Source organism: Longimicrobium sp. (assembly GCF_048594345.1).
Lineage (GTDB): Bacteria > Gemmatimonadota > Gemmatimonadetes > Longimicrobiales > Longimicrobiaceae > Longimicrobium.
Window position 1 is genome coordinate 1 of record NZ_JBMDXM010000093.1, and the last position, 17,937, is coordinate 17,937.

Genomic DNA, 17,937 nt, shown 5'->3' on the forward strand with positions numbered 1-17,937 from the left:
AACTGCAGGGGGGAGAGGGGAACTTCGATCCCGCTTCGACCAGGTGCGTCGCACCTCCCTCCCCCGCGCAGTTTGCGGGGGAGGGCCGGGGAGGGGGCGGCCCACCATCTCGCACCCATCTTTCCGAAGCGCCCCGATCCCAGCCCTACACCCAACCTCCCCCAGTCTTTTTTGGGGGAGGTGGGCGAGTGGTGCGAGCCCGGAGGAGGCGCCGCCCCTCGCGCCCAACCCTCCGCAGCGCTCCACCGCCCGTGCCGTGTATCCCCCCTCCCGCGCTGTTTGCGGGAGGGGGTGGCGCGCTCTCAGGCGCCGCCGGGGGAGGGCCCTACCGCGCCCGCTGCCGGCGCATCATCTCCCGGCGGCTGCCGCCACGCTCCATCGCCTCGGCCGGAGCCGGAGCCGCCTCCGCGGACGGCCCCGCATCGGCGCCCGCGCCCAGGTGGGCGGCCAGGGCGGCGACGGTGGGGAACTGGAAGAGCTCCACCACCGTGACCGTCTTTCCCAGCTCCGCCGCAAGACGCTCCTGCATGCTGGCCACGAGCATGGAGTGCCCGCCGATCTCGAAGAAGTTGTCGTCCAGCCCCACCTCGCCGATCGCCAGCACGTCCTCCCACACCTTGGCAATCCGCCGCTCGACGCCGCTCCGCGGACGGCGGGCGGCGCGGGGCTCGGCGGCGGGCTGGGGGAGCGCCTTGCGGTCCACCTTGCCGTTGGGCGTCGTCGGCAGCGTGTCCATCCCCACAAAGGCGGAGGGCACCATGTAGTCCGGAAGCCGGGCGCGCAGGTGCTCGCGAAGCTCGGCCGCCGCGGGGACCGCCGCGCCCTCCGCGGGCGCCACCCACGCCACCAGCCGCCCGCCGCCTTCCTTGCGCAGCAGCACGGCGGCCTGCGCCAGCGCGGGGTGGGCCAGCAGCGCCGCCTCGATCTCGCCGGTTTCGATGCGGTAGCCGCGCAGCTTGACCTGCTCGTCCGTCCGGCCCAGAAAGTCCAGCTCGCCGCGCTCCAGCCAGCGCACGCGGTCGCCCGTGGCGTACATCCGCGCGCCCGGCGGCCCGAACGGGGAGGGGATGAACCGCTCCGCCGTCAGCGCGGGGCGGCCCAGGTAGCCGCGGGCCACCCCCGCGCCCGCCAGGTGCAGCTCGCCGGGCACGCCCACCGGCACCGGCTGCAGCCGCGCGTCCAGCACGTACGCCTGGTCGTTCGCCAAGGGGCGGCCGATGGCGGGGAGCCCGTCGCCGGTGGACGACACGTCGCCGGCGGTGCTGCCCACGGTGTTCTCCGTGGGTCCGTAGACGTTCACCAGCCGCAGCCACTCCGGCGGGCGCACGCGCAGCGCGTCGCCGCCGGCGATCATCAGGCGCAGGGCGCGCGGACGGGGGGCGCCGTGCCGCAGCGCCTCGAACGCCGCCTCCACCACCGGCGTGGCGGCGTACCATATGCCGATCTCCTGCTCGCCCACCCAGCGCACCAGCGCCGCGGGATCGCCGCGCACCGCGTCCGGCACCACGTACAGCGAGGCCCCGGTGCCCAGCGTGCTCCACACCTCCAGCACCGTCACGTCGAACGTGGGGCTGCCGAACAGAGCGGAGCGGTCGCCCGGGCCCACCGCCTCGCCAAAGTGGCACCACCCCAGCAGGTTCGACACGCCGCGGTGGGGAACCGCCACGCCCTTGGGACGGCCCGTGGATCCGGAGGTGAAGATGACGTGCGCCAGGCTGTCGGGATGGACCTCCACGTCCGGCGCGTCACAGGGCTCCGCCGCCAGCGCCGCCTCCTCCGTATCCAACTCGATCACGGCGATGCCGGCGGGGGGAACGCGGCCGCGCAGCCCGGCGCGGGTGATCACGACGGCCGCGCCCGCCGCCTCCAGCATGTACGCCGCGCGGTCGATGGGGCCGGTGGTGTCCAGCGGCAGGTACGCGCCGCCCGCCTTGTGCACGGCCACCTGCGCCGCCACCAGCGCGGCGGAGCGCTCCAGCAGCAGCGCCACGCGCGCGTCCGGGCCTACGCCGGCGCGCCGCAGCCGGTGCGCCAGGCGGTTGGCGCGCGCGTCCAGCTCCGCGTACGTCAGCCGCCCGTCCGCCGCGTCCACGGCCAGCGCGCCCGGCGTGCGCCGCGCCCACGCCTCGAAGCGGCGGAACGCGGGCTCGGCGGGGACGTCGGCGGCGGTCTGGTTCCACGCCTCCACCACCGTCCGCCGCTCGTCCGCGTCCATCATCGGCAGGGCGCCGATCCGCATGGAGGGATCGGCGGCGGCTGCGGCAAGCAGGGCGCGCAGGTGCTCCGCCATCCGCCGCATCGTCGACGCATCCCACAGGTCCGCCGCATAGCCCAGCGCGCCGCTCAGCCGCCCCTCCGTCTCACCCACGATCAGCGACAGGTCCAGCTTGGCCGGCGCGTCCTCCAGCTCCGCCGCCTCGGTCGCCAGCCCGGCAAAGGTACCGTGGGCCCGCGGCGCGCCGGAGACCATGGAGAACATCACCTGGAACAGCGGGTGGCGCGCCAGGCTGCGCTCCACCTTCAGCTCGTCCACCAGCCGCTCGAAGGGCACCTCCTGGTGCGCGAACGCGTCCAGCGACGTCTCGCGAATCCGCCCCAGCAGCTCCGCGAACGTGGGATCGCCGGAAACGTCCGTGCGCAGCGCCAGGGTGTTCAGGAAGATGCCGATCAGCCCCTCCGTTTCCCGCGGGGTGCGCCCGGCGATGGGGGTGCCCACCACCACGTCGTCCATCCCCGACCAGCGGTGGAGAAGGACGCTGAAGCCCGCCAGCAGCGCCATGAACGTGGTCGCGCCGTGCCTGCGCGCCATCTCGCCCAGCGCCGCCGACAATTCCGCGCCCCAGTCAAAGCGCAGCGTGCCGCCGCGAAAGCTCTGCACCGGGGGGTGCGGGCGGTCGGTGGGAAGCTCCAGCGTGGGCGCGCCCGCCAGCCGCTCGCGCCAGTACGCCATCTGCGCTTCCATCGCCGGCCCCCGCAGCCGCGCGCGCTGCCACAGGGCGAAGTCGGCGTACTGGACGGGGAGCGGCGGCAGCACGGCGGGGGTCCCGTCGCGCTCCCCCGCGTACAGCGCCTCCAGCTCGTCGAACAGCAGGTCCAGCGACCACGCGTCGCCCGCGATGTGGTGCATCGACAGCAGGAAGACGTGGTCGTCCGCGGCCATGCGCAGCAGCCGCGCGCGCAGCACGGGCCCGCGCTCCAGGTCGAACAGCGTCTCCATCTCCGCCCGCATGAAGCGGCGGGCCTCCCGCTCGCGCTCCGGCCCCGGCAGCGCGGACAGGTCGTCCAATGGCAGGGGGATGCGCAGCGCGGGAAGAACGTGCTGCACCGGCCCGCCGCCGCGCAGCGGAAACGCGGTGCGCAGCGACTCGTGCCGGTCCACCAGCGCGTCCAGGGCCCGGCGCAGGGCGTCCACGTCCAGCGCGCCCCGCAGCCGCAGCGTCTGGGGGAGGATGTAGGCGTTGGACGACCCGCCGATGCGCTCCACGAACCAGAAGCGCTGCTGCGCAAAGCTCAGCGGCACGTCGCCGTCGCGCGGCTGGGGCACCAGCGGCGGCGCGGCCTCCACGCCGCCCGCGCGCGCCGCGACGGCCCGCGCCGCCAATTCGGCCACGGTGGGCGCCTCGAAAATCGCACGCAGCGGCAGGTCGGCGCCAAACGCCTCGCGGATGCGGCTGACGACCTGCGTGGCGCGCAGCGAGTGCCCGCCCAGCTCGAAGAAGCTGTCGTGCGCGCCGGGGTGCACGCCCAGGACGCGCTCCCAGATGTCCGCCACCAGTTCCTCGGCCGGCGTGCGGCCCGGGGCGCGGGGCGCGGGCGCGGCGACGGACGCGGGGGCTGGCAGCGCGCGGCGGTCGGTCTTGCCGTGCGGGTTGAGCGGAAGCGCGTCCAGCACCACCCACTCCGTGGGCACCATGTGCGCGGGAAGGGTGGCGGCCAGCGCCCGCCGCATCGCCGCCGGGGCCGGCCGCTCGTCGCCGGCGGGCGTGACGTAGGCCACCAGCCGCGTATCCCCCGGCGTATCCTCCCGCGCCAGCACGGCCGCCGCGCCGACTTCAGGGAGCGCGGCCAGGGCGGCTTCCACCTCGCCGGGCTCGATGCGGAAGCCGCGCACCTTTACCTGGAAGTCGGCGCGGCCCAGAAAGTCCAGCTGCCCGTCCGCGCGCCAGCGGGCGCGGTCGCCGGTGCGGTACATCCGCGCGCCCGGCACGCCGGCAAAGGGGTCGGGGAGAAAGCGCTCCGCCGTGAGCGCCGGCCGCGCCAGGTATCCCGTCGCCACGCCCACGCCGCCCACGTACAGCTCGCCCGCGGTGCCGGGCGGCATCAGGCGCAGCGCGGGATCCAGCACCCACGCGCCCACCCCCGGCGCCGGGCGGCCGATCGGCGGCTCGCCGCCGTCGCGCAGCGGGTCCGTGTACGTGCAGAAGATGGTGGCTTCGGTGGGGCCGTAGGCGTTCACCAGGTCACGCCCCGCCCCCCAGCGGCCGGCGACGGAGCGCGGCAGCGCCTCACCGGCCACGTAGACGGCGCGCAGCGCGGGAAGGTCGGCCTCGGGCGTGGCCGCGAGCATGGACGGAACGGCGACCATGGCGTTGATGCGCTCCGCGCGCAGCAGCTCCGCCATCTCCACCCCCGGGGCGATCCGCTCGCGGGGGACCCCGACCAGGCAGCCGCCGTGCAGCAGCGCCACCCCCAGCTCCATCACGAACAGGTCGAAGGTGAAGGGGATGGACTGCAGCATCCGCGCGCCCGGCGGCAGCACGCGGGCGGCCGCGGCCGACGACGTCCCGATCCCCCGGTGCGGGACGATCACGCCCTTGGGGATGCCGGTGGATCCGCTCGTGTACAGCACGTACGCCGCGTCGTCCGGCCCCACCTCCACGTCCGGCGCGCGGGGGGGATCGGTGGCCGCCGCGGCCTCTTCCTCGCCGACGTCCAGCAGTGAGACGAGGTCGTCCACCCCCTCCGCCAGCCGCCGCTCGGTGAGCAGAAGGACGGCGCCGGAGTCCGCCAGCACCCGCCGCCGCCGCTGCGCGGGGTCGCGGGGATCGATGGGGAGGAACGCGGCGCCGCTCTTCATCACCGCCAGGAAGGCGACGGGCAGCTGCAGCGAGCGCTCCAGCGACACGGCGACGAACCGGCCCGCCCCCGCGCCCCGCGCCCGCAGCCGCCCCGCCAGGCGGTTCGCCCGCGCCTCCAGCTCCGCGTAGGTGACGGTCCGCCCCGCGAACTCCAGCGCGGGCGCGTCCGGCGTGCGGGCCGCCTGGGCCGCGAAGAGCGCGCCGAAGGTCGATACCGTGTCCACCGGCTCGCCGCGGCCCATCCGCTCCAGCGCCGTCCGCTCCTCGTCCCCCAGCACCTCCACGGCTGCCAGCGGGCGCGCGGCGGAGCGGCTGAGCGCGTCCAGCGCCGTGCGCAGCCCGCGGGCGATTCGCTCCGCCGCCTCGGGCGTAAAGCGGCGCGGGTCGTAGTTCAGCCGCAGTTCCAGCCCGTCGCCCGGCGCCACGACCAGCGTAAGGGCGTAGTTCACCCGCTCCGGCACCTCCATCGCCTCGACGTGCAGCCCGTCGTCATCCTCCCCCCCGGCCCCGAGCGGGTAGTTCTCGAAGACGAAGGCGCTCTCGAACAGCGGACGCTCGCGGGGGACGCCGCTCCACCCCTGCACGTCGACCAGGCTCACGTGCTCGTGCTGGCGCATCCCGGCCTGCAGGCGCTGCAGTTCCGCCAGCCACCCGCCCACCGTCCCGTGCTCGGGGACGTGCACGCGCAGGGGGACCGTGTTGATGAACAGGCCGAGGGTCTGCTCCACCCCCGGCACCTCCGCCGGCCGTCCGGCGACGGTGATGCCAAAGACCACGTCGCGCTCCCCCGACCAGCGGGCCAGGAGCAGTGCCCACGCGGCCTGCACCAGCGTGTTGAGGGTGACCGCGTTCTCGCGAGCGAACGCGGACAGCCGGCGGTGCTCATCCGCGCTCAGCCGGACGCGCAGCGCGGCGTGCTCCTCGGCCACCACGGCGCCGCCGCGGTCCAGCGGCAGCGGCGTGGGCCGCTCGAAGCCGGCCAGCCGCGCGCGCCAGAACGCCTCGTCGGCCGCCCGGTCCTGCTGCTGCAGCCACTCCACGTAGCGGCGGTAGCGGGGCGCCGGCGGCAGGTGCAGCGTACGACCTTCGCGCTCGGCGCGGTACAAGGCGTCCACGTCGGCGTACAGCAGCGGCGTGGACCAGCCGTCCAGGATGGTGTGGTGGAAGGTGAAGACGAAGACGTGCCGCCGCGCGTCCAGCCGCATGAACGCCAGCCGCAGCAGCGGCGCGCGGGTAAGCTCGAAGCCGCGCCGCCGGTCGTCGGCCAGGTACGCCGCCAGCTGCGCCCGCCAGGCGGCGTCGTCCATGCCGCTCCAGTCCAGCCGCGCCACGGGAAGCTCCACCGTACGAAACACCACCTGCAGCGGCTGGGGGACGTTCTCCCACACCAGCCCCGTCCGCAGCACCGGGTGCCGGTCCACCGTGCGCTGAAAGGCCCGGGCAAAGGCGTCCACGTCCAGGTCGCCCTCGATCAGCGTGGGCGCCTGCTCCACGTACGCACCCGTTTCCGGCGAGTACAGGGCGTGGAACAGCAGGCCCTGCTGAAGGGGCGAGAGCGGGTAGATGTCTTCGACGTTCTTGCGGTTCACGGCGACTGCGGTGCGAGAGTGCGAGAGTGCGAGAGTGCGAAAGTACGAAAGTACGAAAGTACGAAAGTACGAAAGTACGAAAGTACGAAAGTACGAAAGTACGAAAGTGCGAGAGTGCGAAAGTGCGAAAGTGTCGGTGCTGCTTCGGACGGTTCGGGCCGCGTCCGCCGGTGCCCCTCCCCCGGCCCCTCCCCGTTCGTTCCTCACGGAGAGGGGAGAACTGCATGTTGCCGCTGGATTGGGGCTCGACGAACAGCATCGAACTTCGTCCGCGGGGTGCCCCCCCTCTCCCGGCCTCTCCCCCCCGAACTGCAGGGGGGAGAGGAGAACTTCGATCGCGCTCCGGAAGGTGCGTCGCACCTCCCTCCCCCGCGCAGTTTGCGGGGGAGGGTCGGGGAGGGGGGCGGCCCACCATCCCGCTCCACCCCGGCCGAAGCACTCAAACCTCTGCCCCACACCCCACCTCCCCCAGCAGTTCGGGGGAGGTGGGCCGGTGGTGCCGGCCCGGAGGGGGCCTGCCCGGAACCATCCGAAGCGCCCCGCCCCCAGCCCCACACCCAACCTCCCCCAGTCTTTTTTGGGGGAGGTGGGCGAGGTTTACGAGCCCGGAGGGGGCGACGCCCCTCGCGCCCAACCGTCCGGAGCGCCCCGCTCCCGTCCGCCCCTACCCGATCTGCGACAGCAGGGCGTCCAGACCCTCCTGGTCCAGCCCGGCCAGGGCGAAGTCCGAGGGGGTGTAGCCGCCTGCCTGGGGATCGCGGCAGTGGGCGATCAGCTCGCGCAGGGCGCGCAAGTAATCGTCCGCCAGACGCTCCACCGTCCCCGCGTCGTGCACCCGCGTGCCGTACGTCCACGTGACGTACAGCCGCCCGTCTTCCACCACCGCGTCGATGGCGAGCGGGTACGGCCGGCGCGAGCGCGGGCTGCGCGCCACGCCCACGGTGCCCTCCCGCGCCGGCGCCAGCAGCCGGTCGCCGTCCCCGGCGCCGCCGGCCTGGCCCAGGTAGTTGAAGCTCACTTCCGGCGCCCGAAGCGCCGCCAGCGCCGTGCGCGTCTCCGCATCCCCCAGGTAGCGCAGCAGCCCGTAGCCGATCCCTTTTCCCGGGACGGCGCGCAGCTGCTCCTTGACCGCCATCAGCGCCGCGCCGGGCTCCTCCGGCACCTGCAGCCGCACGGGGTGAAAGCTGGTGAACCAGCCGGCCGTGCGGGACACGTCCGCGTCGGCGAACAGCTGCTCGCGGCCGTGCCCCTCCAGGATCACCGCAAGCGCGGATCGGCCAGTCCACGCCGCGAACGCGCGGGCCAGCCCCGCCAGCAGCACGTCGTTGATCTGCGTGCCGTAGACGGGCGGCACCTCGTGCAGCAGCGCGCGCGTGTCGGCCTCGTCCAGCGACACCGTCACCACGCCCGTCTCCGCCTCCGTGTCCGTGTCCGCCCCGCCGGCGCCGTGGGCCGGCAACGGCTCGGCGTCGCCCTGCGCCAGCCAGTACGCGGCCTCCGCGCGTACGGCGGGGGACGCCGCGTGCTCCGCCAGCCGCTCCGCCCAGCGCTTGAACGACGTCGTCTTCGCCGGGAGCGCCACCGGCTCGCCGCGCGCGATCTGCCCGTACGCGCGCTCCAGGTCGGGGAAGAGGAAGGAGAGGGAGACGGCGTCCACCACCAGGTGGTGCGCCGCGATCAGCAGGCGCTGCCGCCCTCCGCCCATCTGCGCCAGGGCGAAGCGGACCAGCGGGCCGTGCTCCAGGGCCAGCGAGCGCTGCACGCGGTCCGCGTGCTCCGCGAACGCCGCCTCCCGCGCATCAGCGGGGAGCGCGGCAAGGTCGATGGACTCGAACGGGGCGGGGCCGCCCGGCTCGGCGATGCGCTGCGCCCATCCGTCCGCGGTGCGCGCGTACCGTATCCGCAGGGCGTCGTGGTGGTCCATCAGCGCCGCCACGGCTTGCTCCAGCACGGTGGGATCCAGCGTCTGCGACGTCTCCAGCAGTGAGGCCAGGTTCCAGTGGTGTGGCTCCGGCTGGTCCTGGTCGAAGAACCACCGCTGCACCGGCGTCAGCGGCAGCTCCCCCGTCACCGCGCCCTGATCCGCCTCCGCGGTCACCGCCGCCGTGGCGACTTCCGCGAGCTCCGCGACCGTCTGGTGGGTGAACATCTGCTTGGGGAGCACGCGCACCCCCTGTTCCGCCGCCCGGCCGATGATCTGGATGGAGAGGATGGAATCGCCGCCCAGGGCAAAGAAGTTCTGGTGGATCCCCACGCGCTCCCGCCGCAGCACCTTCGCCCACACCTCCGCCAGCACCCGCTCCACGTGCGTGCGCGGCTCGTCGTGTCCCTCCGCCTCGTCGGGGGCGGCGCCGGGGGCGGGGAGGGCGCGGCGGTCCACCTTGCCGTTGGGGGTGAGCGGCAGCGCGTCCATGATCACGAACGCCGCGGGACCCATGGGGTCCGGCAGCCGCTGCTTGAGAAACGCCCGCAGTTCCGCCTCGGCCGGCGCATCCGGCGCGGCGGCGTACGCCACCAGCCGCCGCTCGCCGCCGTCCTCGCGCGCCACCACCACGCAGCCGCGCACCGCGGGGTGCTCGCGCAGCACGGCCTCGATCTCGCCCGGCTCGATGCGGAAGCCGCGGATCTTTACCTGCCAGTCCACGCGGCCCACGAACTCCAGCGTGCCGTCCGCCCGCCAGCGGACGCGGTCGCCGCTGCGGTACATCCGCGCACCGGGCTCCGCGGCAAACGGGTCGGGGACAAAGCGGTCCGCCGTCAGCCCCGGGCGGTTGAGGTATCCGATCCCCACCCGCTCGCCGCCGATGCACAGCTCGCCGGGCACGCCGGTGCCGCACATCATCCCCCGCCCGTCCAGCACGTACAGCCGCGTCCCCGCCACCGGCCCGCCGATGGGCACCGTGTGCGCGTCCGCATCCACCTCCGTGACGTGAAAGGCGGAGGCAAAGATGGCCGTCTCGGTGGGCCCGTACGCCTGGACCAGCGCGGCGGGTGGCCCGCCGGCCAAACACGCGCGCACGGCGGACGCATCCACCCGCTCGCCGCCGATGTGCAGGCGCCGCAGCGTGGCGTACACGTCGGGCACCTCGCGCACGTGGCGGTTGAACACCTGCATGGGCGCGCACGCGTGGGTGATGCGCAGGTCGCGCAGGGCACGGGCGTACGCGGCCGAGTCCAGCAGCACGTCGCGGTCGATGCCCACGGTCGCCGCGCCGTTGGCCAGCGCGCCCCAGATCTCCAGGATCGCCACGTCGAACGCCGGCCCCGTGGCCTGCGCCACGCGATCGCCCGCGCGGATGTCGGTGAACTCCGGCTCCGTCACCGTGGCCACCAGCGCGGCGTGCGTGGTGAGCGAGCCCTTGGGGCGCCCCGTGCTGCCGGAGGTGAAGGTGACGTACGCGATCCCCTCCGACCGCGCGCGCGACGCGAACGGCGCCCCGTCCTCCGCCGCCAGCGCCGCCGCGTCGCGCGTGAGGTCGATGGATGCCATCCCGTCGCGCACCAGCGCCGCCGCCTCGGCGCCGTCCGTCACCAGCACGCGCACGCCGGCGTCGTCCAGCATGAAGGCCAGCCGCTCCGCCGGGTACGCCGGGTCCAGCGGCACCACGGCCGCGCCCGTGCGGAGGATCCCCACCAGCGCGGCCACCATCCCCGCCGACGCGGGCGCCGCCAGCCCTACGCGGTCGCCGGGGCGCACGCCCATGCCGGCCAGCCGGTGGGCGATACGGCCGGCGCGTGCGTCCAGCTCGCCGTACGTCCATCGCGTGCCGGGATACTCCACCGCGACTGCGTCCGGGGTGCGGGCGGCGTGCGCGTCCAGGCGGTCGGGGAGCGTCCCGCCGGCGCCGGGGTGCAGCTCGCGGACGCCCCAGGCCAGCAGCCGGTCGCGCTCGGCGCCGGCGACCATGGAATGAGCCGAAAGCGGCGCGTCCAGATCGTCCACCGCGCTGCCCAGCAGCACGCGCAGGTGCTCGAACATGCGCACCATCGTGCGCTCATCCCACAGGTCGGTGCTGTACTCCGCCATGCACGACAGCGAGCCGTCGACGTCCATGGTGGCAAAGGTCAGGTCGAACTTGGCGGTGCTCGTGTCCACCAGGGCGATGTTGGATTCCTGAAAGACCTCGCGCAGGTTGAGCTCGGAGCGGAACTCCGAGTCGGCCTTGTGGTGCACGTCGTTGACGAACGTGTGGTGAAAGTACGCCACCTGGAACAGCGGGCTGCGCGACGGGTCGCGCTCCGTGGTCACGGCGTCGACGATGCGGTCCAGCGGCAGCTCCTGGTGCGCGTCGGCGTCCAGCACCGCGTTGCGCACCTGCGCCACCAGCTCGCGAAAGGTCATGTCGCCCCGCAGCCGGGCCCGGACCGGCGCGGTGTTCACGAAAAAGCCCACCACCTTTTCCAGCTCGGCGCGGTTGCGGTTGCCCAGCAGGGTGCCCACCACCACGTCGTCCTGGCCGCTGTACCGGTGCAGCATCAGGTACAGCCCGGCCATGATCACCATGTTCATGGAGGAGCCCGTCTCCACCATGGCCACGCGCAGGCGGTCGGCCAGCGACACCGGCCAGACGAACCGGTACATGGTGCCGCGGTAGGTGAGCACGGGCGGCCGCGGGCGGTCGGTGGGCAGCTCCAGCACGGGCACGCCCTGCAGGTGTCCGCGCCAGTAGTCCACCTGCCGGCGCAGCGTCTCGCCCGTCAGGTACTCGCGCTGCCACACGCTGTAGTCGGGGAACTGCACCTCCAGCGGCTCCAGCGGATACGGCAGCCCGTGCGCGTACGCGTGGTACAGCTCGTCCATCTCGCGGGTGATGATGGGCATGCTCCACCCGTCGGTGACGATGTGGTGCACGTTGACCACCAGCGCCGAGTCCGCATTGGACACGCGGATCAGGTGCAGGCGCAGCATGGGCCCCGTCGCCAGGTCAAACGGCTGCGCGCTCAGCCGCGAGATGGTGCGGCGGATGGCCTCCTCGGGCGCCGGCTCGCCGCCGGGGCCGCGAAGGTCCAGCAGCTCGATGTGCACGGGGTGCGGCGGCAGCACCACCTGCCGGGGCTCGCCATCCACCAGGCGAAATACGGTACGTAGCGCCTCGTGGCGGTTTACGATCTCTGCCCAGGTGCGCTCCAGCGTGGGCACGTCGAGCGCGGCGGCGCTCAGCAGGACCGCAGCGGGGATGTTGTAGAAGGGGTTGCCCGGCTCCATCTGGTCCAGAAACCAGAGCCGCTCCTGCGCGAACGACATCGGGTACACCGGCCCCCCGGCCGCCCTGCGGATGCCGTTCCTGGGCGCGGCGGGCTTCACCTGGCCCTTGATGCGCTTTTCCAGGAGCAGGCGCTTGGCCTCGGAAAGCCGGTCGCGCGAGCGGGTGGGCGTGTTCGTGTCCATCGTTCGATTTGTTGCGTAAAAGGTAAACAGCGTAGACCGCACTGGGCCCTTGCATCGCACTGCGTCGCAGGTGCCCCTCCCCCGGGCCCTCCCCGTTCGTGCCTCACGGAGAGGGGAGAACTGCATGGTGCCGCTGGATTCGGGCGCGACGACCGGCATCGGACTGCGTCGCGGGCGCCCCCTCCGGGCTCGTAAACCTCGCCCACCTCCCCCAAAAACCCTGGGGGAGGTTGGGGGGGAGGCCGACAGGTCGCGGCTCGACGACCAGCATCGAACTTCGTCCGCGGGTGCCCCCCCTCTCCCGGCCTCTCCCCCCCGAACTGCAGGGGGGAGGGGAGAACTTCGATCCCGCTACGGAAGTGTTAGATCCGATCCCCAGTCGTGACTCGACGACCAGCATCGAACTTCGTCCGCGGCGCCCCCCCTCTCCCGGCCTCTCCCCCCCGAACTGCAGGGGGGAGAGGGGAACTTCGATCCCGCTTGGACCAGGTGCGTCGCACCTCCCTCCCCCGCGCAGTTTGCGGGGGAGGGCCGGGGTGGGGGGCGGCACACCATCCCGCACCCCCCCTTCCGAAGCTCACCGCCCCCTGCCCACACCCAACCTCCCCGGCAGTTTCGGGGGAGGTGGGCGGGTGGTGCCCGCCCGGAGGGGGCGCCCCGCCGAGCCCTCCGGAGCGCACCGCCCCCAGCCCCACACCCAACCTCCCCCAGTCTTTTTTGGGGGAGGTGCGAGCCTGAGCGAGCGGAGGGGGCGCGCCCCTCGCGTCGAACCTTCCGAAGTGCGTCAAAGCCCGGAGCCAACCGCACTTCCGCACTCACGCACTATCGCACTCCCCCCCTACACCCCCGCCATCTCCAGCGCCTCTTCGTCCGTCAGCGCGTCGATCTCCGCGACGATCGCGTCCTCCACCAGCGCGGCAAAGCGGGCGATGGTGGGCGCTTCGAAGATCGCCTTGAGCGGCAGCTCCAGGCCAAAGCCGTCGCGGCAGCGGGAGATGATCTGCGTGGCCAGCAGCGAGTGCCCCCCCAGCGCAAAAAAGTCGTCGTGGATGCCGATGGGGCTGATCCCCAGCAGCTCCTCCCACATCGTGGCGACCACTTCCTCCACGTCCGTGGCGGGCGGGTGGTACTCCGTGGCCAGCCTCGGCCGCGCGTACGATCCGAACGACGGCGCCGCCTCGTCCGCGCGCGCCGTCATCCGGCCGTCCACGTCGCCGGTGGAAAGCAGGACGTGCGGCTCGCCGGCCAGGGTGAGCAGGTGCTCGAACGCCGCGGCGGCGCCGGCCTCGTCCATCCCGTAGCCCTCCGCCGCCTCGCCGCCGCCGAACCAGCGGTCCCAGGCAGCGCTGGTCCACGGCGTCGCGTCCTCCGCCGTGGTCGCGGCAAAGGCGTCGATCACGGCGTGGGTGGCGGCGATCTCGACCACCCCCACGCCGCCCAGCACGGGCGTGAGCGACGACTCGACGACGACAAAATCCAGGGCGCGGTCCGCCAGCGCGGCCCGCACGCCGGCCAGCTCGCCCAGCAGGTGGTGCATCCGCCGCTCCCACGCGGCCACGCGCACCTCGCCGACCGCCTCGCGCGGCGGCTCCTCGTGCGCCAGCGGGGCAAAGACGACGCCGTGCAGCGCCCCGAACGCCGCGTCCGCCTCGCGCAGCACGCCGCGCATCTGCTCCACCTCGCTGGGCAGCACCTGGATGGTGAGGATCTCCGCGCCCTCCGCGTCCAGCGTGCGGATGCGCTCGATCTGCTGGCGCAGCGGGTCCTCCGGCGACCGCGCCCTGACCATGGCATCCCAGCCGCCGCGATGCGGAAGGGTGGAATCCATCAGCACCAGCCGGGCGTTGTAGCGGCGGACCAGGTGCTCGGCCAGCACCCCGTTGCGGCCGCGGAGCCCGCCCACCAGCAGGTACACGCCGCCCTCGCGCAGCACCGGCGCGGGGACCGGCGCCGGCTTCACCGCGTCGAAGCCGCGCACCCAGCGATGGCGGCCCCGCAGCGCCACCACGCGCTCGTCGCCCGCCAGCATCTCCGAGGCGACGCGCGCGCCCATCGCCCGTGCGTCCGCCTCGTTCGCCGGCACCGCGACGTCCACCACGCGCGCGGCAATGGCGGGCGCCTCCACCCGCAGCGTCGCCGCCGCGCCCAGGAGGGCGCCGCGCGTGACGTCGACCGCATCGTCCCCGCTTACCTCCACCGCCCGCGTGGTGGCGGCCAGCAGGTCGAACGCCCCCGCCGCGCGACCCAGCGCATCCGCCAGCACCAGCACGCCCACGGGACCGCGTCCACTGGAATCCGCCACGCCCCACAGGTGCAGCACCTTCGCGGGGACGCCGTCTTCCGCCAGCGCGTCCACCAGCTTGCGGTGGTCCTCGCGGGAGGCGGGGCGCGCCTCGAATCCGTCCGCCGTCCGCGCGAATGCCTCGCCCGGGCGCACGACAACCGGCTGGCGGCCGTGCGCCCGCAGCGCCTCCACCGCGCCGTCCGCGAGCGGCGAATCGTCCGCCAACACCAGCACCCGCCCGTCGCCAAACTCCGGACGCAGCGCGGCGGTGCGGCGCCAGCCGGGGGTATACAGCCACTGCGCGGGATCGGCCCTGCGTCCGCCGCGCGGCCTGGCGCCGTCCGCCTGCCCCGGCCTGGGCACCGGGATCCAGTAGCGCTGGCGCTCCCACGGGTACGTCGGCAGCGGCACGCGATTCAGCCGCTCGCCCTGGTGGAACGCCGCCCAGTCCGGAGTGACGCCGGCCAGCCAGAGCCGGCTCAGCGCGCCAAGGAGGAACGCGGCGTCGGGCGTGCGGTCGTAGGGATAGCGGAGGGTGGGGATGACGGGGACCGCTCCCGCGTCTCCGCGCTGGCGGATAAAGGTCGACAGCGTCTGCCCGGGACCGACTTCCACGAGCACGCGGCCCGTGCCGGCCAGCTCCCCCGCGCCACGGTCAAAGCGGACGGTCTCCCGCGTGTGGCGCGCCCAGTAGCGCGGATCCGTCGCCTCCGCGGCGGTGATCCAGGTCCCGCTGACGTTGCTGATCATCGGGATCTTCGGCGCGTCCAGCCGCATCCGCGCGACGAGAGCTTCGATCGGCGCGACGGCCGGGTCCATCATCGGCGAATGGAAGGCGTGCGTGGCCGCCAGCGTCCGCGCGGTGTGACCCGCGTCCGCCAGCCGTGTGCGCACCTCCTCCACCGCTCCTTCCGGGCCCGCGACGACGCACAGCTCCGGCGCGTTCACCGTGGCGATCGCCATCCCCTCCACCAGGAAGCCGGCTACGGCCTCGGGGGCCAGCGGCACCGCCAGCATCGCCCCGCCGGGAAGGGCACCGATCAGCCGCGCCCGCTCCGCCACCAGGGCCAGCGCATCCTGCAGGGAGAAGATCCCGGCGATGCAGGCCGCCGCGTACTCGCCCAGCGAGTGTCCGATGACGGCTTCGGGGACGATCCCCCAGCTCATCATCAGCTTGGCCAGGGCGTATTCGATGACGAACACCGCGGGCTGCGCCAGCTCCGTCCGGTTCAGCCGCTCCGCTTCCGGGGTGACGGATTCCGTGCGTCCGAGCATCGCCTTGAGGTCGATCCCCGCACCCGGCGGCGCCTCCGCGGGGGCATCTCCCGGAAACAGCACTTCACGGAGGTCGATGCCGATCAGCGGCCGCAGGATCCCGGCGCAGCGGTCCACCTCCGCGCGAAAGGCGGGCTCCGTGTCGTACAGGCCGCGCGCCATCTGCGGATACTGGTCACCCACGCCGGGGAACATGAAGGCGACGGAGCGGTGCCCGTCTTCCACCGCGGCCGTGGCGACGCGCTCGGGATGCTTCGCCGCCAGCAGCGCCGCCGCGTCCTCGCCGTGGCGGACGACGAGCGTCCGCCGGAAGCCCAGCTCGCGCCGCCCCGCCTGCAGCGTCCACGCGACGTCCGCCAGCGGCTGGTCGGGATGATCACGGAGGTGCGCCGCCAGCCGCTCCGTCATGGCGTCCAGCGCCGTGGGTGTGCGCGCGGAAAGGACCAGCAGCTGCGTGTCGCGGCGGACGCGAGAGGCGCGCGCCTCAGGCGCCTGTTGCAGCACCACGTGCGCGTTGGTCCCGCCGATGCCGAACGAGCTGACGGCGGCGCGGCGGGGCGATCCATCCGACTCCCACGCCTCCGCCCGGTTGGACACGTAGAACGGCGAAGAGGCGAAGTCGATCTTCGGATTGGGCGCGCGGAAATGCACGGTGGGCGGCACCACCGCGTTCTCCACCGCCAGCACCGTCTTGATAAAGCCGGTGATGCCGGACGCCGCGTCCAGGTGCCCCACGTTGGTCTTTACCGAGCCGATGGCGGCGAACTGGCGGCGATCCGTCCACCCGCGCCACGCCTTCGTGAGCGCCGCGATCTCGATCGGGTCGCCCAGCTCGGTGCCGCTGCCGTGGCCTTCCACGAAGCGGATGGTGGACGGGTCCACGTCCGCCACCTCCAGCGCCTCGCGGATCACGGCGGCCTGGCCGTCCACGCTGGGCGCGGTAAAGGCGATCTTCTGCCCGCCGTCGTTGTTCACCGCCGAGCCCTTGATGATCGCTCGGATCGGGTCACCGTCGCGCACCGCGTCGTCCAGCCGCTTGAGAAGGACGACGCCCACGCCGCTGCCGCCCAGCGTCCCCTGCGCGGCCGCGTCAAAGGCGCGGCAGTGCCCGTCGGGCGACGCGGTGCCGCCCGGCGCGTACAGGTAGCCGGTGTGGTTGGGCGTCACGATGTTGGCGCCGCCCGCCAGCGCCAGGTCGCACTCGCGGTGCAGCAGCGCCTGCACGGCCACGTGAACGGCGACCAGCGAGGTGCTGCACCCCGTCTGCACGCTCATGGCGGGGCCGCGCAGGTCCAGCTTGTAGGCGGCGCGCGTGGCCAGAAAGTCCTTGCCGCTCCCCAGCCCCAGCTGAAACTCGCCGATGCTGGCGGCCAGCTCGCGGTTGCCGCGGACGTTCTCTTCCGTGTAGAAGGGGACGCCCGCGCCCGCGAACACGCCGATGCCGCCGCTGGCGCGCACCGGATCCACCCCGCCGTTCTCCAGCGCCTCCCAGCAGCACTCCAGGAACACGCGGTGGGCGGGCTCCAGCAGCTCAGCTTCGCGCGGGTTGTAGCCAAAGAACGCCGCGTCAAAGTGCTCCACGTCGTTCATGGAGCCGAACGCGGGGACGTACGCGGGGTCGGCGATCTCCTCGTCGGGGATGCCGGCGGCGCGCAGCTCGTCGGGGGTAAAGCGGCGGATGGCCTCGCGCCCCTCGCGCAGCATCCGCCAGAACGCCTGCAGGTCGTCGGCGGCCGCGAAGCGTCCGGCCATGCCGATGACCGCCACCTCCGGCAGCCCGTCGTACTCGTTCTCGGTCCCGGTGTCCGGCTCGAAGCTCATGGTCGCGCTGTATGGATCAGGTGTTGGAGTTTCGGTCGATTACGTGCTGCGAAAAGCATCGAACTGCGTCCCCCGGGGTGCCCCTCCCCCGGCCCCTCCCCGTTCGTTCCTCACGGAGAGGGGAGAACTGCATGTTGCCGCTGGATTCGGTCTCGACGACCAGCATCGAACTTCGTCCGCGGGCGCCCCCTCCGGGCTCGTAAACCTCGCCCACCTCCCCCAAAAAACCCTGGGGGAGGTTGGGGGTAGCCGACAGGGCGAGGCGCGACGAAAAGCATCGAACTGCGTCCGCGGGCGCCCCCCTCTCCCGGCCTCCCCCCCCCGAACTGCAGGGGGGAGAGGAGAACTTCGATCCCGCTTCGACAAGGTGCGTCGCACCTCCCTCCCCCGCGCAGTTTGCGGGGGAGGGCTGGGGAGGGGGGCGGGGGCCCCCCCCCCCCCCCCCCCCACCCCCCGCGCGGCACCCCCCCCCCCCCAACAACAAACCCCCCCGGGGTGGGG

At 73.7% G+C, this 17,937-nt stretch carries 3 protein-coding genes; all 3 read right to left on the reverse strand.

Annotation, left to right across the window (positions count from 1 at the left end; translation table 11 throughout):
* Positions 1-325 precede the first annotated feature (325 nt).
* The gene (locus ACOJUJ_RS10145) at positions 326-6,667 is read right to left on the reverse strand and encodes an amino acid adenylation domain-containing protein (RefSeq protein WP_420126752.1); all 6,342 of its coding nucleotides are present in this window, start codon (positions 6,665-6,667) and stop codon (positions 326-328) included.
* A gap of 664 nt (positions 6,668-7,331) precedes the next feature.
* On the reverse strand, positions 7,332-12,056 hold the full coding sequence (locus ACOJUJ_RS10150) for an amino acid adenylation domain-containing protein (protein WP_420126753.1): 4,725 nt from the start codon (positions 12,054-12,056) through the stop codon (positions 7,332-7,334).
* 838 nt (positions 12,057-12,894) lie between these two features.
* The gene (locus ACOJUJ_RS10155; protein ID WP_420126754.1) at positions 12,895-17,436 is read right to left on the reverse strand and encodes a beta-ketoacyl synthase N-terminal-like domain-containing protein; all 4,542 of its coding nucleotides are present in this window, start codon (positions 17,434-17,436) and stop codon (positions 12,895-12,897) included.
* Positions 17,437-17,937 lie beyond the last annotated feature (501 nt).

Excerpts from the sequence above, each read along its gene's own strand:
- ACOJUJ_RS10155 (WP_420126754.1), bottom strand. The coding sequence starts at position 17,436 with ATGAGCTTCGAGCCGGACACCGGGACCGAGAACGAGTACGACGGGCTG.
- ACOJUJ_RS10150 (WP_420126753.1), bottom strand. The coding sequence starts at position 12,056 with ATGGACACGAACACGCCCACCCGCTCGCGCGACCGGCTTTCCGAGGCC.